The following is a 21,026-nucleotide window of genomic DNA, read 5'->3' as shown; positions in this document are numbered from 1 at the left end:
CTGAAACCCCGAGAGTTGCCAGTGCAAGTCCGCTCAAGAAAGGCAAACGGTTGCGCATGACTCAGTTGCTCCGGTTTTGCGTTGCGGCGTAAGCAATGGCTCCGCCAGTGATCACGGTGAGTAGGCCTGTGGTCAATAGAAAGCCCACCAACATGGCGAATCCAAGGACAGACCCCAGGAGGGACATTTTGATTCGCAGCATTTTCGACTTCATCAACATCACCAACAGCAAGACCACGGTGGTCTTCAAGCCAGCGATCTTTGCAGCGCTGATGGGACAAAAAGGATTGATCAACACCGTCGAATGCCCTTGGTCGTCTTAAGCGTTTCTGAAGTCTGGCGAAAACAAGGGCACACCGTGAGTGCGTAATTGATGAGGTCTAAAAAGCGACGGATTGGCAAAAAAAAAACGGGCCCTTGGGCCCGTTTCTTGAATGAAGTGCTGGCTCAGCGACGACGGTTGCGGGAACGCTGCTTCAGCTTGCGCTTGTATTTCTCAACGGGAGTCTCGTGGTGACGGATCCGACGCAGATCAGAAAAGATGCCGGCTTTGGCGACGGAGCGTTTGAAGCGCCGCAACGCGGATTCAATACCTTCGTTTTCGCCGACTGTGACCTGACTCATCCGTTCCCCGAAAGAGAGCAATAAACAACAACCTTACCAGCCGCCCTCTCCCCACTGCACCGCCGCCCGCCCAGTGTGGGCTGAGCGTTTTGCATGACGCTTGTTGAAGAGATCGTGGCGCATCCCAGCTTCTGCTTTGGGATGGGTTCATAACTCCTCTAGGCACCCGTCTTGACCATCACGCACTGCCCCCTGTGCATCGGTCTGGCTGTTCTTTCGGCCGTTCGTTTCATGGCCCACTGCGCTATGGCCGTTCAGCTCGAACGCAGCACGGCTGGGGAGTCGACCCATCCCGCCATGCTTTTAGGAACTCTGTTTGAGCTCTGAGAGAGTTCGGCTTCAGGGATCCTTCGGATCAACCAGCTGCAGATAGGCCATGTCGGCGTTCTGCATGTCCTCCTCAACGTGATGAGCTTCAACGCTGTACAAGAGGTGAATCAGCCTGCCGCGATCCATGCCACGGTCGGCAACTTCTTCCCAGAGGCGTGAGCTGAGCTCCGCATCACGCCACTCGAGTTGGGCATCCACCAGCGCCCGCGTCATGGCAACGTAGCTCTGACGGTCATTGCGGAGCCTGTCTTCAGACAGGTTGTTTAGAACTGCTGGTTTGAGCAGATTGCGAATCGTTTGTGAGGCTGCCCTCAATACTTTTGGCATCGTCGTTGTCCGACTCAGTTCAGTCTGATTCGGCCGTCAGGGCTGACAACGGAGTGAAATGCCTATGCCTGGATCCGCAATGAGTATTTTAACTCACTCAGGCAGGACAGTATCGCTGATGACTTTTTGTGAAGTCAGATCCGTTAGGTTCGACTGCCTGTTACTGAGCCTGTGGAAATACTTGTGCTGGCAGCAGTGTTTGTGCCCTTATCTGCTCTCGTGATGAATGCATTCTCGGGTGATTCGGAAGACGATTTCGATTTTCTCTAAATGGAAGCCAAGCTCCTGGCAATGTTGGCCTTTGGTGCCGCTGTTATGACCTTATGGGCTTGGTTGATGGCGAATCTGCCGCTGATGGAGTCTGACCGGAGCAAGCCAGACAACCGCCATTGATTCGGTAAGGCGCTAGGTGCCCGCGTAGACAAGTTGTGCCACGGAAAAAGAGTTTTTGTCCCATCTCTCTCGCGTGTGCATCGGTAAGTGGTAAAGAAAGCCAGCGTTCTGGCACCTGCCCCTTCAGTTGTGATCTGGCTTCGAGTGCCAGTTGTCGCCGTTGTTTTTCCTCACGATCGTTTTTGCGATAGACACCTTCAATTTGAAGTTCGCGAGCACAGGTTTCACAGGCATTCACGGTGGGCTTACGGCGGGCCGTGTTCAGCGACAACTTGTCGCTGGGAACTTCTCGCTCGGCCCCACAGCTGCAGCGGCACCACCAAAAGGCGTTTCCTGATTTGGTTCGCCGTTCGGATGAGCGAATAACAGTGAGTTTGCCGTAAACCTCGCCGATTCGGTTGCGTGGACTGGAGGGCATCTCTTAGGCGGATTTCTGATCAGCAGCGTTTTCCACATCGGCGAACTTGGCAGCCATCGTTGGATTGCGTCTGGTCAACTTTTTAACGGTCACATCCTGTGCCTTGTCATTGGCGAGCCGCAGGTTTCGATCAGCACCCAACAGGGCGTCCTTGGTTTTTTGGAGGTGATCAATCGACTTATCGATTTCATCAATTGCCGTTTGAAAGCGTCTCGAGGCGAGGTCGTAGTTGCGTGAGAAGGATGTTTTAAAGGTTTCGAGATCGTTCTCGAAGTTGGTTACATCGATGTTCTGGGCTTTCACCAGAGCGAGCTCTGCCTTGTATTCCAAGGATTTCAACGCAGCATTGCGGAGCAATGTGATGAATGGAATAAAGAATTGTGGGCGAATGATGTAGGTCTTCGGGAAGCGATGAGACACATCGACGATGCCTGAGTTGTAAAGCTCGTTTTCTGGCTCCAGTAGGGAGACGAGCACCGCGTACTCGCAATTTTTTTCGTCTCTGTCTTTATTCAGCTCTTTGAGAAAATCTTCATTCTTCTTCTTTGTAGTAGTTGTGTCGGCCTCATTTTTCATCTCAAACATGATTGAGATGATTTCGTTGTTGAGGTCGTCTTGGTCACGGAAGATGTAATCACCCTTGCTTCCACTGCGCGCGTCGTTGTCTTTTTCGAAATAGGCTTTCGGAAAAGCTGCTGCACGAATCCTGTTGAATTCGGTTTCGCAGTGTTGTTCAAGGGTTTCTCCCACCATTTTGGTGGAGAGCCGCGCTTTCATGTCGCGCAAGCGTTCAATGGCTTGATCTCGATCACTGAGCTGTGCTTCGTAGCGGTCTTTCAGTGATTGTGACTCCAGTTGATGCTTTAGTTCCGCTTCCTTTAAGCCGCTTAGAAGTGCATCCCGTTGTTTCTCCACTGAGCTCACCGCTTCATTCACGGCCAGCTGGCGCTGCATGGCCCCAGTCTGGAGCTGAGCTTGCAAATCCCTCACGTCATTGTCTTTTTGCAGCGTCATCGCCTGGATTTCTTTGGCGAATTTGGTTTCTGCTAGGCGTAGCTCGGTTGCCTGCTGCTCACGCATTTGCTGAAGTTCAGTGGCAATACGATCCCTCTGCTTTTCCGCTTTGTATACGGCATCTTTGATCGCCAGTTCTTGATGCATTGCACTTTGCTTGAGTTGTGCTTCAAGCGTTTGCATTTCTCTGTCTTTTTTGGCGATGGCCAATTCGATGGCATTGCGTTTGTCTTGTTCCGCCAGGGCAAGTCGCTTGTTCAGTTGTTGCTCAAAATCACGATCTCTTACCTGTTTGAGGATGTCGGCATACCCGGCTTCATCCACCTTGAAGGCTGTGTTGCAGTGAGGGCAGATGATGTCGTGCATGTCTGACGATTTGTGTTGAACGTTCGCGCCATGTACTGGAATTTTATCCGGCTCTGGCTAACACGAGATCAGCTCACGGTTCATGCCATGCCCGATTGGATCGATCCACGCTCAATGCTCGACACGGTGATCATCTTGAGCATCGTGGCCCTGGCCGCTATCGGATTCGTGGTTGGCATCAAGGAAATGATCACTGATCTGCGTAAATTGCGTCGCGCCAAGGTTTAAGCAGGCTTCAGCCTTCCAAGCCGGACCGCAGCGCCTCCAATCTTGCGGCGTTCACACCAAGATCCGAGTCGCCGAGGCGCGACTCGGACCGTGCCTGGATCTGGCTGTTGTCGCGATCAGCGAACAGCTCGAGGTCATCCACAAAGCCAAAGAAAGCGCTGCTGGCTTCGGCATGGAGGTATGTCTCGGTTTGATCCACGACAACCGTCCGCGGCGATTCCTGCACAAGTTCACTCAGCCTGCTGAGTTCAGCCATCGGGTTGCTGCTTTCCCAGGTTTGGCTGGTGCAGTGAGCCGTTGTCGGGCAGTTGCGTAATCCCCCGTTGCTCAAGCCAAGATCAGGAGGGACGGGCCCAACAAGATGGAACAGCATCAAGACGGGTGCCAGTAGGCCGGCAAGAAAGGTCACTGGTCTCTGCGGGAACGACTGCTCCAGTTGAGCATCCAAAGCCAGACGCCGAAAAGGCTCCCAACCGGTAGTGCGATCACCACCAACTCGCTAATCACGAACTGCTGCACCTCAGGATCTACGGTTGCACTGATGGCAGGACATGCAGGGCCGATTCGCTGTCTGTTCGCCATCATGGAGTGCATTGCTGGGCAACGATGACGAATCCGAGCTGGATTGTGCTCGCATGGGTGGTGGTGGCGCTCGCTTCTGCCTTCAAGTTTTGGTCGATCACGCGCCCTTATCGAGATAAAGCGACTGTGACCAGTGCACAAAAGGTTGATGAAGCCCGTAAGCGCTTGGAACGTCGCTGGCGAAACGACAGCATGGTGTGACGCTTATTTCTCGGCAATCACCCAGGCTGTTGCTGCTCTTTGGCGCACGTAGAGATCAGCAAGTTCCCGTGCCAGATCTTTCAACGTATCAAGGTCATCCGTATCGTCGATGGAGCGCTTAATCGATTCAGCTTCGAATTGCTGAGTCAGGCTCAAATTCACAACTCAAGAGCGGCTTAATCAACTTTAACGAAGCTTTATTTCAGGTGTGAGCTGGCTGCGGCACGTGAACGAGCGATCTCTTCTTGCCAAGCTAAAAGCAGATCTTTGCTGATCTCCTGCAGCTGTTTGACATCGGTGATCGCACAGATATCGCGACTGCGCTGTTCGATGTCGAACTGTTGACCAAGTGTCAGAGCAATGGGCTCCATGATGACGTTAACATTTTCGGCTCAAAATATTGGTTTGATTTTCTGATGCCGTAACAATGGGCACGTTTTGTCCCCGATGTGAGCTATTACATACATGATCCTAACGAAAATATTGCGGCGCGATCTTAATAGATAGATTTTGACCAAGCGCTGATCGTTGAATGTTGACATCCCCAACGATATCAATTCGCACTTCCTATATTCAAAGAATGATGCTTGCAGATCTTTGGACGGTTCCGGACAAAACCTCGAGCGCCGTTACCGTTTGGAAATTTGGAGAGAAACGGTTTACTGGATGCAATCGCGATGTTGCGATCTTAGAGATCTAGATCGTGAGCGCGATGCCGCATCCATATATACCGAGTTCCGCTTGAGAGGTGTGGCCTGATCCCAAATCAGTTCTGGGACTCGGCAACGGGTAGGGACACGGCCACCAAGAGAGCTATTCCGATTTCGGTGGCGGCAATCAGTAATTCAGCAATGATTCCCATGCTCAGTTTCGGATCTCATCGATGGGTGGCATGTCACTGGGTCGCATCAGGGCAAACACCACAGCAGCTGTCAAAACGATGCCTATGGCCACCATGGCGATTATTGCAGTTGTGTAATCGCCCATTCGCTAAACCCGAACAGTCTCACGTTACACGAATGTAACGCTCTGTAAAGCGCCTCTCATTTGCGCCCCCCTAGCTGGAGGGAGTCGTGAAGTTCGTCTGACTCAGCAGCTCCTTGCCGCGACGGTGTATTTCCTTGGCGTAGTCGGTCCAGGCACCTTGCCCCCAGTACCGAAAACAACTGGTTTCCAGCAGCAGCACATGCAGCAATGACTCCTTGTAGGCCTTGGTGCTGGTTGTTGTGGGGTCTGCGGCGACTGATGGATCGAACAGCGCATGGAACTGTGCACTGAGCTGATTCATCGGACCCAGCACACTGGCGTAGCCCTCGACCCAGCTCAGGTTGTTGGTCCAGGACGCACCCTCCATGCTGAAGCTGGAATCGTCAGCACTCAGTCTGCTGATGGCCTCCTCAACGCCTTCTGCAGAGGTGTTGAGGCCAATTTGATTCCAAAGGCGGTGTTGCTGCACCGCCTGGATCGTGGGGAACTGATCTGCGTTCACTCCGATGCGCTCTAGGGCTTCGATGTACTCACTGCCGTTGATGGCCACGGTGCCGTTGGGGTTGTCACGGATGTGGAAGTTGGCCTGCCGGAAGGCTTCAGGGAATTCATTCATCATCACCCCACCGTTTTCTCCATCTGCGATCTGGCTCACCAGTGATGGCACCTCGACGTCACCAACGCATTGCCGTTCGCAACCCAATGCCTCGTAGTAAGGCTGCATCTGGCCTACAAGTTTGGTGTCAGATCCCTGGGTTTTGATCAGCGCAGTGATGCTGATCTCCTCGCCTTGGCTGTTCCTGGCGAGAAGCCGATTCGGCACAAAGCATTGGCTGCGCCGCAGTGGACTGCCGTCCATGCACTCAACGCTGTGCTCTTGAACCAGGAGCCACTGATACCCCGCTTCCTTGAGGGCTTTGACGAACTCGAACAGGGTGTCGGGATGGTTGGGTAGCGCCATCTCTGGTGGAGAGAAACCCTTGACCCGTTCCAGTGCAGCGTTGCCAAAACAGGCCACGAACTGTTGTTGCCAGGCGCTGATTTGGAGTTTCAGGTCTGGGATGGGGGTGGATGGAGCTACTGCATGGCTCCAGAAAGTTCCAAGCCATTCCACGTGCCCCTGCATCAAAGGATCACTGGCGAGGTAATGGAGTGCATCGCCAATGTCGTGACGTCCCATCTGCTCGATCCCCCAGAGCAGATTGCCCGAGTAGTCGAGCATGATTCTTGGGCTGCAGCCCTCGTTGATCAGTTCAGGTAGCAGTTCGGCAAGACGCCGGTAGCAGTGAGCGAATGGTTCGGCGTTGTGGTTATCACCCTCGTTGGGGTGATTCAGCATGTGTTGAAGATGAGAGATCAAGCTGTTATTTGCTCCCGTCGGCACCGTCGGTTGGTGCATGTGGAGAGCGCAGGCAAAGCCGGAACGCACTTGTTCAAGCTCGATCGCGCTGTTCGACCAGACCTGGCGTTGTTTCAGCATCACAGTGGTGACGTCCGCTTCTCGTCCGCTGATCGGTGGACAGCCTGTCATTGCATTCCGCTCGTTATCACCAGCCGGCACGCGGTGTTTGACGCAGCAAGCCTTCCCAATGATCGCGCCAAGTGTGCTGATCGCCAATGCCGGCCAATAGTTCTACCTCAGAAGGTGCTTGATTCAGGCAATGCCTCCAGCGGGTGATGTCTTCGGCTTGATCAAGCCAAGTGCTCATCACGTCCTGGCGAATTGCTTCGCTGTCCCAGTTGTGTTGGTCGGCCATGTTTTGCGACCAATGCATCAATCCATCGAGGCTGAGTGGCCTGAATCCCGTGATTGTGAGGCCCGTGGTCTGCTCGAGTTCAAAGCGACGCAGAAGGTCTCCGAGGCCAAAAAAGTGAAGAAAGATCATTGAGTTGATCACTTTTTCTGAAATTTATGAACCTTTTCCTGGCCAAACTGTTCAGGTTGATGGTCTTTGCTTTTGGAAATATTTCAGTTTGATCAACATGCGGGGCTTGGCGCTCATGGCTGGAAAGTGCCAAGCTTTTGCAAGTTTTCTTGAGCCGATGCCTCTTATCAATGTGCGCACATCGCTGCCAGCGCTGAAGGATGGATCGGCGTTGCTGCAGGAGCTTTCGTCCGTGTTGGCCAACCAGACGGGCAAGCCGGAGGCCTACGTGATGACGCTCCTGGAGACGGGGGTGCCGATGACCTTCGCCGGCAGCCACGAGCCCTGTGCATATGTGGAGGTGAAATCGATCGGTGCCCTGCGTCCACCTGCGATGACAGCTGCGATCTGTGAACTGATCCAGGCACGCACGGGTATCCCTGCCGACCGGGTGTACATCGGTTTTGAGGATGTGAAGGCGAGCTGTTGGGGGTGGAACGGCAGCACCTTTGGGTAACAACAGCTGCTAACAGCACGTAACAGGCCATTCGCGTTGTCATTCACGGTGCTTAGCGTTTGCTCAACACGAATGATTGCTGTGAGTGAATCCTTCGGTGGACTGCCCAATATAAGTTGAGTTCTGGTGTGTCCCAGTGGTGGCGTGAACGGGTTCAATACTTGACTGATTGCGGCCGGGCTGAGGATGCCCGCTGCCTTTACCTGGAGTTCGGGGAAGACAGTGTAGGAACGCTGGGTTTCTGAAAACTCCACATAAAAAAGGAGGGTTCCCTAGGCCCTCCCAGAGTCGACGCATTACCCCTCACCGGGGTGAGCCAAGTGTTACGTGCTGAACATTCAATCGCTGTAAGTGTTGATACTTATTCTTGGTTTCAGCAATCAACTTAGGGATTGTTCCTGACGCCGCAAAATTTCATAGGCCTGCCAAAGACCTTCAACGTCAGAACAGCCCGAATGTCGATTGCAGACGCGGTAGCGGCCCTGGCCGATGGCATCAATGGTTGTGCCCTTGGACGTGGCGCAGATGCGACTGATGCTCTCCATGGGAATCGCTCAGTGGATCAAAGATCTACAGCCGCGAAGGGGCGGCTTGCACATCTGATTTGCAGTTCTAAATCTCCTTGGTGAGAGAAAGATCCATGACTAAAAGTTCACCGCCACAAAAAAACCGGGACTGGCCCGGTTTTTGTTCAGCTTTGAGCCGGCGTTTCAAACGCTCAGGCTTTCGAAGGCTTGGTGGTGAGTGCAGCAGACATGGCGGAAGCCAGGAGCATGCATCCAGCGACGGCGAGGAAACCCATGGATCAGGGGGGGGAACGATGTGAGCATCATTCCCACAGCTGGCGTCAGCTTTTGTTGCTGTTGGCACGGAATTCGGAAGAGCCTTGCTTTTGGCCGCTCTCAGTCGTTTTCAGAGGCATCTCCTGGCGGTCGAGACACGATGAACACAGCAATTTTCCCTTGTTGCGCCAGTACGCCGCCATCGAGCGTTCGATGCGCATAGAGCACCCTTCACAACGAAATAATGGCATCGGCGGCTCCGCGACGGAGCTCTTCTAACGCAACGGTGCGTCTGAACAGGTGTTCTCTGTGACGATGGGTGCGCTTCGCTCGCCCAAGCCTTGTGATGCAGGCCTTGCATTTGTTGCTGCTCTCCCTGATGTCGCCTGTCGCTTTTGCCTCAACGGCATTTCAGCCCTTGGATCGGGTTGAGGGTTGGTTGATCGAGCGACGTTTGGACGAAAACCAGGATCCAATCTGCCGTGCGTCTGTGCCAGGACGTGGCACCTGGTTCTCGGCACGGGTTCATCTAGATGCGGATGACGTGATGGTGGTGCCTGCCTGGCTGCAGCGGCCGGACGAAACGATGCTGGAGGCTGTGCGTGATTCGCTTCGGCGCTGTCGCGACAGCGTTCTTTATCTGTAGCTGATAAAGCTTTGTGGCTGGCGCCGCTGCTGATCTGAAATCGGGCTATGAAAACTGTGTCGGCAGTTGCAAAATCGTCGACTCCTCACACCACCCGAGCCTCCGCCAATCGCGGGGGCTTTTTTTGATTGATCCCGAACAGCACCTTTTGATTTTGTGCTCAGCAAATGGTTTGCGGTTGTGATGTTTGTAACTGCTTTATCTCTGATGTATTGCATCGAGAGGCTTGATACAGGAGGTCAGTGGATCCAGGAGATCTGCTTCAAAACGGAGTTCAAAGCCTTTGTGAATGCTCGCACCAAATCACGCGCCACCTTGAAGACTTATCGCGTGGTGCATGCCACCTGGAATCAGGTAGTCACCGTTGTACAGGGGGCAGCTGAATCCCATTGATCACCCTCGCTTCGGCGTTTTTCGGCCTGGTGCGATCCCGAAGACTTCAAGTCACTTCCTGGGATGCGCAATGTCATGAGCCATAACCAGTGGCCCAGGCGCCTGTGGACATGATCCTCACGCGGTATCTCAGCAGTGAAGGTTGGGTGGAGGAGTGTTTCCATGCCAATGCTTTTGATGCCTACATCGACGCACGGCGGCGCTGCGTTCTCCGAGGTTGTCCGTACCTGCTCGTGGATTCAGAAACCGGCAGCACGGTTTCGGTGCTCACGGTGAAGCAGTGTTTGCACCAGTACGGCGTCGATGGGGATTTTTTGGCGTGATTCATTCGGGGGTGCGACGCAAGAGCCGGCAGGATGGCGGTTGTTGAAACCTCCCAATGGCGACGTTTCTGGTCACCGGCGCAAACCGTGGGATCGGCTTGGAATACTGCCGCCAGCTCAAGGCCCGAGGCGATGACGTGGTGGCGGTTTGTCGTCAAGTCAGTAAAGAACTGGAGGACCTGGGGGTGCGGGTAGAAGCCGGCCTTGAGTTGAGCGATAGCCAAGCCATTGATGACCTAACGCAGCGTCTGGATGGTGTGCCCCTCGATGGCGTCATCCTTAATGCCGGGGTTTTGCAGTCGATGGGCCTGATGGATTTGGATCCCGCTGGCATTCGCCGTCAGTTCGAGGTGAATGCCCTTGCTCCTTTGCTGCTGGCCAGGGCTTTGGTGGATCAGATGCCCAGCGGAGCCAAGTTGGTGCTGATGACGAGCCGCATGGGTTCCATCGACGACAACAGCTCGGGAGGCTCCTATGGCTATCGGATGTCGAAGGTGGCCCTCAACATGGTTGGAAAAACGTTGGCGATTGATCTGGAATCGCGGGGCATCGCTGTGGCGATTTTGCATCCCGGATTGGTGCGCACCCGCATGATTCGCTTCAATCCAAGCGGGATTCCGCCTGAGCAGTCGGTGAAGGGGCTGCTGGCCCGGATTGATGGCTTGACGCTGGCCACCAGCGGCAGCTTTTGGCATGCCAATGGTGAGTTGTTGCCGTGGTGATACGGGAGACATGCTTTGGGATTTGATCCGCGTCATTGGTCAGGCGGATGCCCTGAACAACGGGTCACCAGCAATGTTGAGGCGTTGTTGGCGGAGAACGACGCCTTACGCCGCGAGCTATCGCGGCTCAACCGTGAGTTGGAGCGGCTGCAACGTCAGCAACGCCAACGCATTCGTACGGAGTCCAGATCCCATCGCCCTTGGAGCGAGCCATCGGCTCAAGCTCCACCGCGCATCAGCAGCCAAGAGGTGCGGGTATGGGGGCAGGCCCTCGCCCAGCAGCCGGGATGGACGGCACTGCGTCAGAGCGGGTTGGAGGTTTTGATTGATCAGCTCAACCGCGGCAGTTTCCCTGCCCACTTAACCCTTGAACAGCGACTGGATCGGCTGGTTTCTGGTCTAGGAACAGATCTCATGGCAGCGGTGGGAGCAAAGCCAAACAAGCAAACAGCGGCAGTTTTGGCGGCGTTTGCGTTGTTTGGAGTTCGTGCCAGTGAATGGCTGGATGAGGATCCACGGCGGGTGGTTGAGCAGTTGCGTCAGCGCCAGGATCGATCAGGTTCCAGAAGGCAGGGTCGCCGCACCCGAACTGATCAACGTCAAACGGATCGTCAGGACGATGGCGATGCCCGTGATCCACGCCGTGCCGCTTTAAGGGTGTTGGGCTTGGACGCCAACGCGTCTCTGGCGGAGATCAAGCAGGCGCATCGAAAACTGGTGAAGCAGCATCATCCGGATCTCGGTGGTTCGGCGGAAGCGTTTCGACGCGTCAATGAGGCGTATCAGTCTTTGGTTCAATAACGCGTTGGTTCGGTGGCGCCGCCCTGGCTGTGTTTATTGATGTTGTCCGATGATTTGAGGCAGCAATCAGGTGGTGTGTATGCCGGTGGAAGTTGGCGTGGTGCTCATTGGTGCTGGGTTTGCCGTGGGTGTGGCCCTCGCCGTCGCGGTTTGGTTTGAACGTTGGAAGGAAAAGCAGCAAGATCCTGAAGGCGAATGAGACATAAAAAAAGCCCCGCCGAGGCGGGGCTTGAAAGAGGTTGTGCTGTTGTCAGCGGGCTACTTTCTGACCGCGATAAACAAGAGCAGGGCGCTGAGTGTTGGATGCAGCAGCTTTGTTCTGGTTGTACTTCTGGCCTCGATAGGTCAGGGTCATGATGAGTTCCTCGAAGCAAGCTCAGGTCCCCGTTCCATGGCCTAAGTCGAACTGCGCCTCGCCGAAGACGAGGTGAACGTGATTGCGTAGCAGTTGCTACAGATCTTTTATAGGAGTGCTGTGACTCCTAATGTCGTTCGTGGTGTTACAGAACCAGAGTTTTGTTCAGCTCAGGGCTTCATAGTCTTTACGCACGTTTTGGAGGTGTATGGATCGGGCGCGGCTTAAGTTGTGGTGCTTTTTGAGTCATTACGGTTGAAGGCGAATTGAATTGATTCTGTCGCCGCTCGAATTGTGGGATTGATGGATCGGCTACCGATCTCGAGGCTCAAGCTCTGAACCTTCTAGCCCGGACTCAAAGCTTCCATTAATTTGTTGTTCTGCTGAACAGTTCGTCTGCGATTGGGTGATCCTTGATGCTTACTCAGTGTGAAGCTAATGGCGCCCATAGACGCCATCCGTACGGTATGGGCAGATCAGTTTTAGTGGTCATGAACAGCGCTCAGAGCAAGGATGATTGGGTGAAGGCTCAGCAGCACAAGTTCCATAAACCCATTGATGTGGACACATTGATGTGGGTGCGCAATCGCTTGATGCGTATGGAAGTTGAGGCCCGTTGGGCCGACCGCATTTGTGTGTTTGAAGAGTTCTTCCCCAACGACGCGATTATTCCGCGCATTTAAACCTCAGCCATGTTTTTGACTGTCTTCGGCCAGAAGGGTGGTGTGGCAAAAACCTGCACCAGCATCCATTTGGCTTGTGTCTGGGCCCAGCAGGGTCTGTCGGTGTGTGTTGTCGATGCGGACCGTAACCGCTCAGCAACCGCTTACGCCGCCCGGGGGATGCTTTCGTTTGAGGTGGTGCCGGTGGAGGCTGCAGCGAAAGCCACCCGCCACGCCCAGGTGATCATCACCGATGGGCAAGCCAGCTGCCACGAGGATGAACTCAAAAATCTTTCGGCGGGAGCAGATCTTGTTTTGCTGCCAACCACCCCGCAGGCGAGATCAGTGGAGCTCACAGTTGAACTAGCCTCAACCCTCACACGGATGGACATCATGCATGCCGCGTTGTTGGTGAAGGTGGACAGCCGAAAACAACGGGTTGCGCAGGAAGCACGCCAGATTTTGGAGGGTTTTGATCTGGATGTGATGCAGGCGGAAATCCCCTTGTTAGCGGCGTTCGAAAAAGCTGAGGTGGAGGGTGTTTCCGTATCGAATGCCGTGGATGATCGTGGTCGTGCCGATCTGCGGCGCATGGGGGGCTGGGAGGCCTACTGCCAGGCAGCTGTTCAGATCCGTGATCGCTTATCGGCAGCAACGCCTGACGTGATCAGTGCTTGATCAAGAAACACCACACTTCCGGTGTCGGTCGCCAATCAGACAGATCTTCTGCGCTTCAGCCGCAATCCTTGGCACAGCTGATTGACGTTTGATGGGACGCAGTTCTTGGTTGAATAATCCCACCCGTTGCTCGGCCGCATCCACCTGGCAGCCCAAAGCTCAATCTTCTTCTGGCCAGGTCACGGTGAAGCCCTCCACCGCCGCTGTTTTGCTCAAGAAGCCAGGCATCTCCAATGAAGTCCCATGATCGAAGCTTTTGTGATGCTTGCCATCGGTTTGTCGATGGCCGGCGTCGTTTTTGGCAATCTGAACAACGACCAGTCCGTTTAAGTTCAAAAGCGGTTGCTGCTGTTGATTATGACCTCGCTTGCCTTCATGCTCGGGCAGCTTGAGATCAGCAATCTCACTGCGTCCTTCCTCGTCCTGGTTGCGGTTGTCTTTGTGGGTAGCTTCGCTGTGGTTTCGCTGCAGACCGGTGAACTGATCAAACCACCCAAAAATGACTGACACATTTGAGCTGAATGGCCGGCAGATCGTTCTGAAAGCATCCAGTGATCGTGTCGTCGCTGAACGGGTGATGCGTCACATTCAGCGTCGCATTGATGAAGACGACTGGCGGCCTTACCTCTCCCAAACTGATGCCTTGCAGGCATGGGCCCGTCTCGGTGGCATCCGGGTGCAAGTGCTTGAGGTTCTGAACTTGCTCTGATTGAGCCTTAGAGCTACATGATGCATTGATCATTCACGGAGCTCTCAAAGGTTGATGCCTGAGCAACCCAAGGCCATGAACGCTGATGCCTCCCATGTGGTGGTGGTCGGTGCTGGCTGGGCCGGCTGGGGTGCAGCCAAAGCTCTCTGTGAAGCAGGTGTTCGCGTCACTCTGATCGATGGGATGTCGGATCCCACGGGGAGGACGCCGATGCGCACCGCTACTGGCAAACCCTTTGAAGCCGGCACCCGGGGCTTTTGGAGGGATTACCCCAACATCAGTGCGCTGACGAATGAGCTTGGGCTCACCGATGTGTTCACTGATTTCACCACCAGCGCCTTCTGGTCCCCCGCCGGCCTGGAGGCTACTGCGCCGGTGTTCGGTGATGGGCTGCAGCTCCCCAGCCCCCTGGGGCAGGCCATGGCGACGATCAAGAACTTCAAGCGCCTGCCTGTTGCCGATCGCTTGAGCATTGCTGGTCTGCTGGTGGCGATGCTTGATCTGAATCGAAATGAGGAGACATTCCTGCGTTACGACGCCATTGATGCGTTAACCCTGTTCCGCCAACTGGGAATCAGTGAGCGGATGATCGACGAGTTTTTGCGTCCGATTCTTCTGGTGGGGCTGTTCAAGCCACCGGAGGAATTATCGGCAGCCGTCACCATGGAGCTGCTCTACTACTACGCCTTGGCACATCAAGACTCCTTTGATGTGCGGTGGATTCGTTCTGCCAGCATCGCCGAGCAGTTGATCGCTCCCCTGGCTGAACGCTTGCTGCACTCTGGCCGGCTCACTGTATTGACAGGAACGTTGGCCACGCGCCTCAATCTTGATCACTTTAGTGAAGCGATCCAGTCGGTGGAGATTCGTTCTCAAGCGACAGGACGCTCCAGCGTTGTTAATGACGTTGATGCGCTTGTGCTGGCGGTAGGTGCCAAGGGCATGAATGCCCTGATGGCGCAGTCGCCTCGCTGCAGGGATGTGCTGCCGGAGCTGGTAGCAGCTGGCCGCTTGGGCGCGATCGATGTGGTGTCCGTGCGGTTGTGGCTGGATCGCTATGTAGCGGTCGCCGACCCCGCAAATGTCTTCTCGCGCTTTGGCTCCTTGCAGGGTGCTGGCGCCACTTTTTTCATGCTCGACCAGCTGCAGAACGGGGATCAAGATGCACTCTGGGGTGGTGGCGAGCCCCAGGGCTCCGTGGTGGCCAGCGACTTCTACAACGCCACGGCTATCGCCGCGCTGAGTGATCAAGAGATCGTTAAAACACTGCTATATGAGCTGTTGCCCCAGGCGGTGCCGAGCTTTCGGCTAGCCCAGGTGCTGGAGTTTGAGGTGAGGCGTTACCCGGGCTCTGTGTCGTTGTTCTCCCCCGGCAGTTTCAACCAACGGCCGCCGCTGAAAACAGTACTTCCGTCTGTGGTCTGCGCTGGCGATTGGGTACGGATGGGCGAACGAGAGCATGGTTCCAAGGGGCTGTGCCAGGAACGGGCCTACGTCTGCGGCCTTGAGGCGGCCAATGCCCTGCTGCGCAGTGGGGTGGCAAGGGGGGCGAATGCATCTCCAGGTCATGAGCATCCGGTGCGTCCGATCCGTCCCGAAGAGCCCCAGGTGCTTTTGGGGCGGGCCCTCAACAAGCTCGTCATGGATCCCTTGGAGGCTTTGGGACTCCGTTGGCCTTGGTTGGCCTGAGCTCAGAAATTCAGTTGGCCTGAGAGCCAGAGTCCCTGCCAGGACCCTGCGGCTGAGGCATTCAGCGCCATCAATATCGTCACGCTGATGCCACCCAGTGTGAGCCCCACCCCCATCATGATCAGGGTGGTCAGTCCTTCCGCTTCGGTGAGCGGTTGCTTTTCGAGAAAGCGACGCTTGGCCATGTTGTTGATCCGCTGCACCCGTTCTGCATCGGCCCAAGGGCACTTGGCAACTGGCCTTATCACTCATTCATGCAGCGCTGCTTAGGTTGCTGGCCTGCGCTTGACGCCGCCCCGATGGGTTTCATCATGCAGCCATGACTGGTTTGATTTGTGGCATGACCGCCATGTGGCTCCACGCCTGGTGGTGTTGCAGAACAACCAATTCGCCTGCAGTCAAACGCAGCTGGCCCTACCCACGGTCGTGGAAAAACAGCGCCGATCTGTACGCAAGGCCCTGTCTCCGCCACCGTCATCTCAGGGCGCGCACGCAACTAAGTGCACGCAGCCGCCGAATTTCTGGCACCGCTCCAGCCTTGGTAGCGCAAGCTACAGAAAACGCGTAAGTTAAGCAGTCTGAATTTTTTCGTTGAACGCCAGCCAATCGGTCGAGGCCAGGAGTGAGAAACGCCGTCAGCAACTGATAGGACTGTCGTTTGTGGCTGCGGCACTTGGCGTTCTGGCATTGTTGACAATCCGTCTTGGCACCTGTTGCTCCTGGTTCGGTTCGCAATGACCTTTTCGGTTTTGCAGCTGGTGGTCAATGGTGTCAACTGTCCGCGCAAGGCTGTGGCGGCCACCAGATGTGGTGTCTAAAGCCCTTGATTGTGGATGCAGGGCCGGTATGTTTCGTTTGTTCCCCATCACCTGGCTTCAGCCCGCGCGGCTGAGGCTTTTTTATTGCCTTATCGCAAGATGTTGTGTTCGGTAAACCATATTCCGATTGTCTTTAGTGACATCGCTTGGTTGCAACGGCCACATAGATACCAGCTTCCTTAAACTGAACTGCCAGGTTTTTCCTTTGATGTCTCCTGCCGAATTGTCGAGCATCAAATGGGAGCGAGATGGGGAAATGTCTGCGCAAGACACCTGGAATCTGGTGAAAAAGCTCACAAAGGTGGAAGAACAAGAAAAGGCATCGAGCTTGTTGCATTTGTCGTCGAAACACAGCCACTCAAGGCGACCCAGTCGTAGCTGAACTGGCCATTCCCCCCCATTTGAGGGAGGGACATGGTCTCAACACTCCCTCCACTGAGTAACAGTTTTGCGTTGATGGTGTTGATTATTTTGCTTGCTTCGATCTCCTGGAGATTTCGAAGCGACCTTGAGATCCATGGTCCGGGCGGTTTTCGTGCCTCTGAATAGTTTTATTGAGGTGCTGCTTGAGCTGGTGCTGAGCAGGCGATAACCGGCGTGGCGAGTGGTGCTGTTCCGCGCCGGAGTGGGTGGTTTGCCCCTGGCCTTATCCATTCCTCTGCAGAATCACTGCATTGATGGGGAGCATGGTGGCTGGAGCTGGTGTGAATCCTGGGGATCAGCGCTGGGGTTTCTGGCCGCTGCTGCCGCTATATCCCTATGGCCGCCGCCGCACGCTGTTCAGTGAGCTGATCCCTGGCCAGCTCTGGAGCCTTGAGCAGCTGCAGGGGGTGTATTACGTGGCCGTGCCGGTGCGACTCACCGTGGCCAAGGTGCCCGGTGGCTTGATGTTGGTGAACCCTCTTCCGCCCACCGGTGAGGTTCGCCAAGCCATTGCCGAGTTGGAACCACAGCACGGTCCGGTGCGCTCGATCGTGCTGCCCACCGCATCTGGTTTGGAGCACAAGCTTCCCCTGGGTCCCCTGGCACGCGCCTTCCCGGATGCGGACATCTGGGTGTGTCCGGGCCAGTGGAGTTTCCCGGTGCAGTTGCCCCTGGCTTGGCTGGGTGTTCCGGCACGGCGCACCAAGGTGTTGTTCGACGATGGTGTCCCCCATGGCGATGTTTGTAACTGGTTCTCCCTTGGACCGCTTGACCTTGGCGTGGGCCGCTTCCAGGAGGTCTCCTGTTTCCATCGCCCGTCAGGCGCTCTGTTGGTGACCGATGCCCTGGTGGGCATTAGTGCTGATCCTCCGGCCTTGTTCGACCTCGATCCAACGCCGTTGTTGTTCCATGCCCGCGAACGCGGAGATGAGCCGCTCAGCGATTCAGCGGAAGCCCGCCGCCGCGGCTGGGCCCGGCTGGTGCTGTTTGCCTCCTACCTGAGGCCGGAACCACTGGAGGTGCCCGCGCTGCCGGAGTTGCTGCGGGATGCGTTTAAGCCCGGGCTCCGCTCCCTCAAGGCTCACTTCGGTCTCTACCCCTTCCGTTGGAAGCCCGGTTGGCAGGCGGCAGCCGATGGCTTGATCGGGGAAGAAGCGCCCAGGCTGCAGGTGGCCCCGGTGCTTGAGCGGTTGGTGTTGCCAAGAGCCCAGGAGGCTCTGTTGAGTTGGCTGCACGCGTTGAGTGGCCTGGCTGAGCTGCGCTGGCTGGTACCGGCCCACTACAGCGCGCCGATCACATTTACGCCCGAAACTGTGCAACAACTGCTCGCGTCATTGCAACAACGCGATTGGGCTCCCAGTTCAGAGAACTGGGAGTTTCTTGGATCAATTGATCAGCGTTTGCTGGATCTCGGTGTTGTTCCTGATCAACCCGTGATCAAAGCTTGAGTTCGTCTTCCGGCTCGATTGCCATTTGTTCGTCAGCGAACAGGGTTTCCTCGAGTTCCTTTCGCTGTTCCATCTGGCGCAGAAAGTAGCCAGTCATCATTGCCGAGGCAAGCATGTTGGCGAGGTTGTCGCGGTTGGCTGTCACCTTCACTTCAAAGTGCTCGCCGGGAAGCATCCCCAGCAGACCCTGAACGTTGTGGCGAATGATGTCTTGAATGTCGTTGCTTGCTGATTTGGCGACCCGCTGAAGAGTGTCTGGTGACTGCTCCTGCAGGTACTGGATCAGGCTGTTCCCCGCTTGACCGTCACTGCTATCAGTTGTCAAAAACTCGGGGTTAAACATTCGCCTGTGATGTTCATCACGGACTTGACCCTAACGCAGGCACTCGAATCAACCGCCATCGCTGCCGTCGGTGATCCGTAACGGACCGAACCTCTGCAACGGCCAATACCGCCAGACCGCCGTGCCCAGCACATTGTTTTCTGGTAGTGATCCCCAGAGGTGGGAATCGAGGCTGGCATTGCGGTTGTCCCCCATTACCCACAGCTGATCCTCCGGCACGGTGATCGGGGCCATGGCGTAGTTGATCGGTTCCGCCAACCAGGGGTCTGCAGCCGGTTCGCCATTTCGGAACAGCCTGCCGTCGTGCACGTCCAGCTGATCGCCAGGCAGTCCCACCACCCGCTTGATCAGCGCAGCGGATGCGTCGTAGCCAGCGGCCACGAGTTGTTCGGGCGGGGCGAACACCACCACATCGCCTAGGTGCAGATGGCCGTGGCGGCTGCGGGCCAGACGGGGCCTCACCTTCTCCACCAGGATGCGGTCCTGCAGCTGCAGGGTGGGCAGCATCGAGCCGGAGGGAATCCAGCGCGGCTCCACCACCAACCAGCGCAGCAGCAGCGCCAGCAGGGCCCAGAGAATCAGATTGCGCCAGAAGCCCCTGCTGTCCTCTTCCGGAGCGGGTGTAGTGGGTTGGGTCATCGTTGACCGAAGATCACACCAGACTGACCTGCTGCACTGTCCATCGCTCGCGCCAATTTGCAGGCCGCCCTCACCTTGCTTGAGGCTCTGTGCCGCCAAGGGCTGAAGCAGCTGGTGCTTTGCCCTGGCAGCCGTTCCGGCCCTCTGGCAACAGCGGCGGGAGTGCTGGCATCCCAGGCGAAGCTGCAGTTGGTCACGGCCATCGACGAGCGGTCGGCAGCTTTTCTGGCCCTCGGTATGGCGACCGCCCATGGACGTGCCGTGGCGGTGGTCACCACCTCCGGCACCGCGGTGGCCAACCTCCTTCCCGCCGCGGTGGAGGCGGACCGCTCCTGTCAGCCCTTACTGCTGCTCACGGCAGATCGACCCACCCGGCTCAAAAACTGCGGCGCCAACCAGACCGTGAATCAGGAAGCCTTTCTGCTTTCGGCCTGCCGCTGGTTCGGCAGTGGAGCGTTAGACGGCGTCCACACGCAGGCAAACGACGCACTCAACACCCTGGTGGTTCAGGCCTGGCAGCAAGCCCAGGGTGCAGGTATTGGGCCGCCGGGACCGGTACAGCTCAACCTGCCCTTCGAGGAGCCGCTGCACACCACTCTCGATCAGCAGCAACAGCTGGTTTCGGGTGCGCTCCCGCCCACGGCTTGCCCTCAGCCTTCGCCCGAGATTGGGCCTGTGCCTTACCTCGATCCAGAGCGCCCGGGGGTGGTAATTGCTGGCCCTTGGCGTGGACTTTCGCCCGCGGTGGAGTCTTATCAACAGGCGCTGCAACGCTGGTTGAACCTCAGCGGTTGGCCCGTGCTGGCGGATCCCCTCGCCGCACTTGCTCCCGATTGCCCCAACAGAATCGAGCACTGGGAGCTGCAACTGGATCGGCTGAACCTGCCTGACGATGCTCAGGTGTTGCGGCTTGGGCCGATGCCCGCCAGCCGGCGGCTGGAGGCTTGGCTTCAGCGGCATCAAGGGCTCCAACTGTTGATCACCGAAGGGGATTCAAGGCCGCTGGATCCGCTGCAGACGGCCTGCCAATGGTCGGGAGGCATGGCCGCCTGGATCGCTCAACAGCCTGGCGTGGAGCAGCTGAGCAAGCCATCAGCAGCGAGCAACGACCTGTCACCTTGGCTCGAAACCCAGCTGCCACTGAATGGCGCCGTCAACGAGCCAGCTCTGGCCTACTGGCTTCCCCAGCTCCTGCCGGAGCATTTGCCGGTGATGCTGGCTGCCAGTTCGCCGGTGCGCGACTGGTTGACCTGGGGCGGCCCCGCCTGTGGCCGCCACCGTTGCTTCAGCTTCCGCGGGGCCTCGGGCATTGACGGAACCTTGTCTCTCGGTATGGGTCTGGCGGCGAATCTCGGTCCGTTGGCCTTGGTGACCGGTGATCTTGCGCTCTTGCACGACAGCAACGGTTGGCTGCATGCGTCGTCAGCTGCAGCACCTCCACCACTGCTGGTGCTGCTGATCGACAACGGCGGCGGCGGCATTTTTCAGCAGTTGCCCATTGCCACAGCGGGCTTCGAATCGCTCTTTGCCATGCCCCAGCAGGTGGATCCCCTGGCCCTGGCGGCGGCCCATGGTGTGCCTGGACGCCAGGTGGCCTGTTTAGACGATCTGCAGGAGGCCTTGGCCTGGGGCTTGTCGCAGCAACGGCCGGTGTTGTTGCGGTTGTGCAGCGACCGCGGTCGTGATGCCGACCTGCGTCAGCAGCTGCGCGCCTCTGCTCAGAATGAATGCACTGAGCTCTGA

Annotated in this window: 33 protein-coding genes; 16 read left to right on the top strand and 17 right to left on the bottom strand. The window is 56.5% G+C overall.

Annotated features, from left to right (window positions below; translation table 11 throughout):
* Positions 1–61: 61 nt before the first annotated feature.
* A complete protein-coding gene (locus FZZ85_RS03975) occupies positions 62–250 on the bottom strand; it encodes a hypothetical protein (protein WP_226412435.1) in 189 nt (62 codons plus the stop codon).
* Between FZZ85_RS03975 and FZZ85_RS12040 the strand changes: the two genes are divergently transcribed.
* On the top strand, positions 189–323 hold the full coding sequence (locus FZZ85_RS12040; RefSeq protein WP_255615987.1) for a hypothetical protein: 135 nt from the start codon (positions 189–191) through the stop codon (positions 321–323). The two genes, FZZ85_RS03975 and FZZ85_RS12040, sit on opposite strands and share 62 nt — an antisense overlap.
* Before the next feature lie 124 nt (positions 324–447).
* Here FZZ85_RS12040 and rpsU read toward each other — a convergent pair whose 3' ends face one another.
* Positions 448–624 (bottom strand): 30S ribosomal protein S21, encoded by a 177-nt coding sequence (gene rpsU / locus FZZ85_RS03970; protein WP_009790002.1) that lies wholly within the window; start codon positions 622–624, stop codon positions 448–450.
* A gap of 171 nt (positions 625–795) precedes the next feature.
* Between rpsU and FZZ85_RS03965 the strand changes: the two genes are divergently transcribed.
* On the top strand, positions 796–951 hold the full coding sequence (locus FZZ85_RS03965) for a hypothetical protein (protein ID WP_226412433.1): 156 nt from the start codon (positions 796–798) through the stop codon (positions 949–951).
* Between the two features lie 12 nt (positions 952–963).
* Here the strand turns inward: FZZ85_RS03965 and FZZ85_RS03960 are convergent, their stop codons facing one another.
* The 3 genes from FZZ85_RS03960 to FZZ85_RS03950 all read right to left on the bottom strand — a co-directional run bounded on the left by FZZ85_RS03960 (position 964) and on the right by FZZ85_RS03950 (position 3,472).
* Positions 964–1,167, bottom strand: a complete 204-nt coding sequence (locus FZZ85_RS03960) for a hypothetical protein (RefSeq protein WP_226412431.1) — start codon at positions 1,165–1,167, stop codon at positions 964–966.
* 427 nt (positions 1,168–1,594) lie between these two features.
* Entirely contained in the window at positions 1,595–2,092 is a 498-nt protein-coding gene (locus FZZ85_RS03955) for an early protein (E6) (RefSeq protein ID WP_226412429.1), read from the bottom strand.
* Positions 2,093–2,095: 3 nt separating this feature from the next.
* Positions 2,096–3,472 carry a DUF2130 domain-containing protein gene (locus tag FZZ85_RS03950; protein WP_226412427.1) on the bottom strand — a complete coding sequence of 459 codons (1,377 nt, stop codon included), beginning with the start codon at positions 3,470–3,472 and terminating at the stop codon, positions 2,096–2,098.
* An 87-nt stretch (positions 3,473–3,559) separates the two neighbouring features.
* On the opposite strand from FZZ85_RS03950, the gene FZZ85_RS03945 reads away from it, so the two are divergent.
* Positions 3,560–3,700, top strand: coding sequence for a hypothetical protein (locus FZZ85_RS03945; RefSeq protein ID WP_226412425.1), 141 nt, complete (start codon positions 3,560–3,562; stop codon positions 3,698–3,700).
* Positions 3,701–3,707: 7 nt separating this feature from the next.
* On the opposite strand, the gene FZZ85_RS03940 is transcribed toward FZZ85_RS03945, so the two are convergent.
* Both FZZ85_RS03940 and FZZ85_RS03935 read right to left on the bottom strand, forming a co-directional pair.
* Complete coding sequence (locus FZZ85_RS03940) at positions 3,708–4,109, bottom strand: DUF1499 domain-containing protein (RefSeq protein ID WP_226412423.1); 402 nt, start codon at positions 4,107–4,109, stop codon at positions 3,708–3,710.
* Entirely contained in the window at positions 4,106–4,282 is a 177-nt protein-coding gene (locus tag FZZ85_RS03935) for a hypothetical protein (protein ID WP_226412421.1), read from the bottom strand. Before FZZ85_RS03935 ends, FZZ85_RS03940 begins: the two co-directional genes overlap by 4 nt.
* 24 nt (positions 4,283–4,306) lie before the next feature.
* Between FZZ85_RS03935 and FZZ85_RS03930 the strand changes: the two genes are divergently transcribed.
* A complete protein-coding gene (locus FZZ85_RS03930) occupies positions 4,307–4,483 on the top strand; it encodes a hypothetical protein (RefSeq protein WP_226412419.1) in 177 nt (58 codons plus the stop codon).
* 3 nt (positions 4,484–4,486) lie between these two features.
* Here the strand turns inward: FZZ85_RS03930 and FZZ85_RS03925 are convergent, their stop codons facing one another.
* From FZZ85_RS03925 to FZZ85_RS03910, 4 genes are all read right to left on the bottom strand, one after another.
* Positions 4,487–4,639 carry a hypothetical protein gene (locus FZZ85_RS03925; RefSeq protein ID WP_226412503.1) on the bottom strand — a complete coding sequence of 51 codons (153 nt, stop codon included), beginning with the start codon at positions 4,637–4,639 and terminating at the stop codon, positions 4,487–4,489.
* A 41-nt stretch (positions 4,640–4,680) separates the two neighbouring features.
* Entirely contained in the window at positions 4,681–4,854 is a 174-nt protein-coding gene (locus tag FZZ85_RS03920; RefSeq protein WP_226412417.1) for a hypothetical protein, read from the bottom strand.
* A 686-nt stretch (positions 4,855–5,540) separates the two neighbouring features.
* Positions 5,541–7,001: a glycosyl hydrolase family 57 gene (locus FZZ85_RS03915; protein ID WP_226412415.1), complete on the bottom strand. Its 1,461-nt coding sequence runs from the start codon at positions 6,999–7,001 to the stop codon at positions 5,541–5,543.
* Between the two features lie 16 nt (positions 7,002–7,017).
* A complete protein-coding gene (locus tag FZZ85_RS03910; protein WP_226412414.1) occupies positions 7,018–7,356 on the bottom strand; it encodes a hypothetical protein in 339 nt (112 codons plus the stop codon).
* Positions 7,357–7,513: 157 nt separating this feature from the next.
* Between FZZ85_RS03910 and FZZ85_RS03905 the strand changes: the two genes are divergently transcribed.
* Positions 7,514–7,852 (top strand): phenylpyruvate tautomerase MIF-related protein, encoded by a 339-nt coding sequence (locus FZZ85_RS03905; protein WP_226412412.1) that lies wholly within the window; start codon positions 7,514–7,516, stop codon positions 7,850–7,852.
* Positions 7,853–8,232: 380 nt separating this feature from the next.
* Here the strand turns inward: FZZ85_RS03905 and FZZ85_RS03900 are convergent, their stop codons facing one another.
* Entirely contained in the window at positions 8,233–8,397 is a 165-nt protein-coding gene (locus FZZ85_RS03900; protein ID WP_226412410.1) for a hypothetical protein, read from the bottom strand.
* A gap of 616 nt (positions 8,398–9,013) precedes the next feature.
* Between FZZ85_RS03900 and FZZ85_RS03895 the strand changes: the two genes are divergently transcribed.
* The 5 genes from FZZ85_RS03895 (at position 9,014) to FZZ85_RS03875 (ending at position 11,519) form a co-directional block, all read left to right on the top strand.
* Positions 9,014–9,280, top strand: a complete 267-nt coding sequence (locus FZZ85_RS03895; protein WP_226412408.1) for a hypothetical protein — start codon at positions 9,014–9,016, stop codon at positions 9,278–9,280.
* Positions 9,281–9,463: 183 nt separating this feature from the next.
* Positions 9,464–9,673: a hypothetical protein gene (locus tag FZZ85_RS03890; RefSeq protein ID WP_226412406.1), complete on the top strand. Its 210-nt coding sequence runs from the start codon at positions 9,464–9,466 to the stop codon at positions 9,671–9,673.
* A gap of 89 nt (positions 9,674–9,762) precedes the next feature.
* On the top strand, positions 9,763–9,996 hold the full coding sequence (locus tag FZZ85_RS03885; protein WP_226412404.1) for a hypothetical protein: 234 nt from the start codon (positions 9,763–9,765) through the stop codon (positions 9,994–9,996).
* Between the two features lie 56 nt (positions 9,997–10,052).
* Positions 10,053–10,718 carry an SDR family oxidoreductase gene (locus FZZ85_RS03880; RefSeq protein ID WP_226412402.1) on the top strand — a complete coding sequence of 222 codons (666 nt, stop codon included), beginning with the start codon at positions 10,053–10,055 and terminating at the stop codon, positions 10,716–10,718.
* 15 nt (positions 10,719–10,733) lie between these two features.
* Complete coding sequence (locus FZZ85_RS03875) at positions 10,734–11,519, top strand: J domain-containing protein (protein ID WP_226412400.1); 786 nt, start codon at positions 10,734–10,736, stop codon at positions 11,517–11,519.
* Positions 11,520–11,769: 250 nt separating this feature from the next.
* Here FZZ85_RS03875 and FZZ85_RS12165 read toward each other — a convergent pair whose 3' ends face one another.
* Positions 11,770–11,874, bottom strand: coding sequence for a DUF4278 domain-containing protein (locus FZZ85_RS12165; RefSeq protein WP_226412398.1), 105 nt, complete (start codon positions 11,872–11,874; stop codon positions 11,770–11,772).
* 491 nt (positions 11,875–12,365) lie between these two features.
* Between FZZ85_RS12165 and FZZ85_RS03865 the strand changes: the two genes are divergently transcribed.
* Together FZZ85_RS03865 and FZZ85_RS03860 are read left to right on the top strand one after the other, a co-directional pair.
* On the top strand, positions 12,366–12,557 hold the full coding sequence (locus FZZ85_RS03865; protein WP_226412396.1) for a hypothetical protein: 192 nt from the start codon (positions 12,366–12,368) through the stop codon (positions 12,555–12,557).
* A gap of 9 nt (positions 12,558–12,566) precedes the next feature.
* On the top strand, positions 12,567–13,214 hold the full coding sequence (locus tag FZZ85_RS03860) for a ParA family protein (RefSeq protein ID WP_226412394.1): 648 nt from the start codon (positions 12,567–12,569) through the stop codon (positions 13,212–13,214).
* Positions 13,215–13,373: 159 nt separating this feature from the next.
* Here the strand turns inward: FZZ85_RS03860 and FZZ85_RS03855 are convergent, their stop codons facing one another.
* Positions 13,374–13,724 (bottom strand): hypothetical protein, encoded by a 351-nt coding sequence (locus FZZ85_RS03855; RefSeq protein ID WP_226412391.1) that lies wholly within the window; start codon positions 13,722–13,724, stop codon positions 13,374–13,376.
* Here FZZ85_RS03855 and FZZ85_RS03850 point away from each other — a divergent pair.
* A complete protein-coding gene (locus FZZ85_RS03850) occupies positions 13,714–13,923 on the top strand; it encodes a hypothetical protein (RefSeq protein WP_226412389.1) in 210 nt (69 codons plus the stop codon). The genes FZZ85_RS03855 and FZZ85_RS03850 overlap by 11 nt on opposite strands.
* A gap of 54 nt (positions 13,924–13,977) precedes the next feature.
* Positions 13,978–15,612, top strand: a complete 1,635-nt coding sequence (locus FZZ85_RS03845) for an FAD-dependent oxidoreductase (protein WP_226412387.1) — start codon at positions 13,978–13,980, stop codon at positions 15,610–15,612.
* Positions 15,613–15,614: 2 nt separating this feature from the next.
* On the opposite strand, the gene FZZ85_RS03840 is transcribed toward FZZ85_RS03845, so the two are convergent.
* On the bottom strand, positions 15,615–15,860 hold the full coding sequence (locus FZZ85_RS03840; protein ID WP_226412385.1) for a hypothetical protein: 246 nt from the start codon (positions 15,858–15,860) through the stop codon (positions 15,615–15,617).
* A 1,247-nt stretch (positions 15,861–17,107) separates the two neighbouring features.
* Between FZZ85_RS03840 and FZZ85_RS03835 the strand changes: the two genes are divergently transcribed.
* The gene (locus tag FZZ85_RS03835) at positions 17,108–18,301 is read left to right on the top strand and encodes a DUF4336 domain-containing protein (protein WP_226412383.1); all 1,194 of its coding nucleotides are present in this window, start codon (positions 17,108–17,110) and stop codon (positions 18,299–18,301) included.
* Here FZZ85_RS03835 and FZZ85_RS03830 read toward each other — a convergent pair.
* On the bottom strand, positions 18,291–18,644 hold the full coding sequence (locus tag FZZ85_RS03830; RefSeq protein ID WP_115023423.1) for a DUF760 domain-containing protein: 354 nt from the start codon (positions 18,642–18,644) through the stop codon (positions 18,291–18,293). The two genes, FZZ85_RS03835 and FZZ85_RS03830, sit on opposite strands and share 11 nt — an antisense overlap.
* Before the next feature lie 48 nt (positions 18,645–18,692).
* A complete protein-coding gene (gene lepB, locus FZZ85_RS03825; RefSeq protein WP_226412381.1) occupies positions 18,693–19,283 on the bottom strand; it encodes a signal peptidase I in 591 nt (196 codons plus the stop codon).
* 57 nt (positions 19,284–19,340) lie between these two features.
* Here lepB and menD point away from each other — a divergent pair, with 57 nt between their 5' ends.
* Complete coding sequence (gene menD / locus FZZ85_RS03820) at positions 19,341–21,026, top strand: 2-succinyl-5-enolpyruvyl-6-hydroxy-3-cyclohexene-1-carboxylic-acid synthase (RefSeq protein WP_226412379.1); 1,686 nt, start codon at positions 19,341–19,343, stop codon at positions 21,024–21,026.

This window comes from Synechococcus sp. MU1642, from assembly GCF_020514115.1.
Taxonomy (GTDB): Bacteria; Cyanobacteriota; Cyanobacteriia; order PCC-6307; family Cyanobiaceae; genus Parasynechococcus.
This window is presented reverse-complemented; position numbering and strand designations above follow the sequence as displayed.

Coding starts and splice junctions, on each gene's coding strand:
- rpsU (WP_009790002.1), bottom strand. CDS start 624: ATGAGTCAGGTCACAGTCGGCGAAAACGAAGGTATTGAATCCGCGTTG.
- FZZ85_RS03960 (WP_226412431.1), bottom strand. CDS start 1,167: ATGACGCGGGCGCTGGTGGATGCCCAACTCGAGTGGCGTGATGCGGAG.
- FZZ85_RS03955 (WP_226412429.1), bottom strand. CDS start 2,092: ATGCCCTCCAGTCCACGCAACCGAATCGGCGAGGTTTACGGCAAACTC.
- FZZ85_RS03950 (WP_226412427.1), bottom strand. CDS start 3,472: ATGCACGACATCATCTGCCCTCACTGCAACACAGCCTTCAAGGTGGAT.
- FZZ85_RS03945 (WP_226412425.1), top strand. CDS start 3,560: ATGCCCGATTGGATCGATCCACGCTCAATGCTCGACACGGTGATCATC.
- FZZ85_RS03935 (WP_226412421.1), bottom strand. CDS start 4,282: ATGGCGAACAGACAGCGAATCGGCCCTGCATGTCCTGCCATCAGTGCA.
- FZZ85_RS03930 (WP_226412419.1), top strand. CDS start 4,307: ATGACGAATCCGAGCTGGATTGTGCTCGCATGGGTGGTGGTGGCGCTC.
- FZZ85_RS03920 (WP_226412417.1), bottom strand. CDS start 4,854: ATGGAGCCCATTGCTCTGACACTTGGTCAACAGTTCGACATCGAACAG.
- FZZ85_RS03915 (WP_226412415.1), bottom strand. CDS start 7,001: ATGACAGGCTGTCCACCGATCAGCGGACGAGAAGCGGACGTCACCACT.
- FZZ85_RS03910 (WP_226412414.1), bottom strand. CDS start 7,356: ATGATCTTTCTTCACTTTTTTGGCCTCGGAGACCTTCTGCGTCGCTTT.
- FZZ85_RS03905 (WP_226412412.1), top strand. CDS start 7,514: ATGCCTCTTATCAATGTGCGCACATCGCTGCCAGCGCTGAAGGATGGA.
- FZZ85_RS03900 (WP_226412410.1), bottom strand. CDS start 8,397: ATGGAGAGCATCAGTCGCATCTGCGCCACGTCCAAGGGCACAACCATT.
- FZZ85_RS03895 (WP_226412408.1), top strand. CDS start 9,014: ATGTCGCCTGTCGCTTTTGCCTCAACGGCATTTCAGCCCTTGGATCGG.
- FZZ85_RS03890 (WP_226412406.1), top strand. CDS start 9,464: ATGTTTGTAACTGCTTTATCTCTGATGTATTGCATCGAGAGGCTTGAT.
- FZZ85_RS03880 (WP_226412402.1), top strand. CDS start 10,053: ATGGCGACGTTTCTGGTCACCGGCGCAAACCGTGGGATCGGCTTGGAA.
- FZZ85_RS12165 (WP_226412398.1), bottom strand. CDS start 11,874: ATGACCCTGACCTATCGAGGCCAGAAGTACAACCAGAACAAAGCTGCT.
- FZZ85_RS03865 (WP_226412396.1), top strand. CDS start 12,366: ATGAACAGCGCTCAGAGCAAGGATGATTGGGTGAAGGCTCAGCAGCAC.
- FZZ85_RS03860 (WP_226412394.1), top strand. CDS start 12,567: ATGTTTTTGACTGTCTTCGGCCAGAAGGGTGGTGTGGCAAAAACCTGC.
- FZZ85_RS03850 (WP_226412389.1), top strand. CDS start 13,714: ATGACTGACACATTTGAGCTGAATGGCCGGCAGATCGTTCTGAAAGCA.
- FZZ85_RS03845 (WP_226412387.1), top strand. CDS start 13,978: ATGCCTGAGCAACCCAAGGCCATGAACGCTGATGCCTCCCATGTGGTG.
- FZZ85_RS03835 (WP_226412383.1), top strand. CDS start 17,108: ATGGGGAGCATGGTGGCTGGAGCTGGTGTGAATCCTGGGGATCAGCGC.
- FZZ85_RS03830 (WP_115023423.1), bottom strand. CDS start 18,644: ATGTTTAACCCCGAGTTTTTGACAACTGATAGCAGTGACGGTCAAGCG.
- lepB (WP_226412381.1), bottom strand. CDS start 19,283: ATGACCCAACCCACTACACCCGCTCCGGAAGAGGACAGCAGGGGCTTC.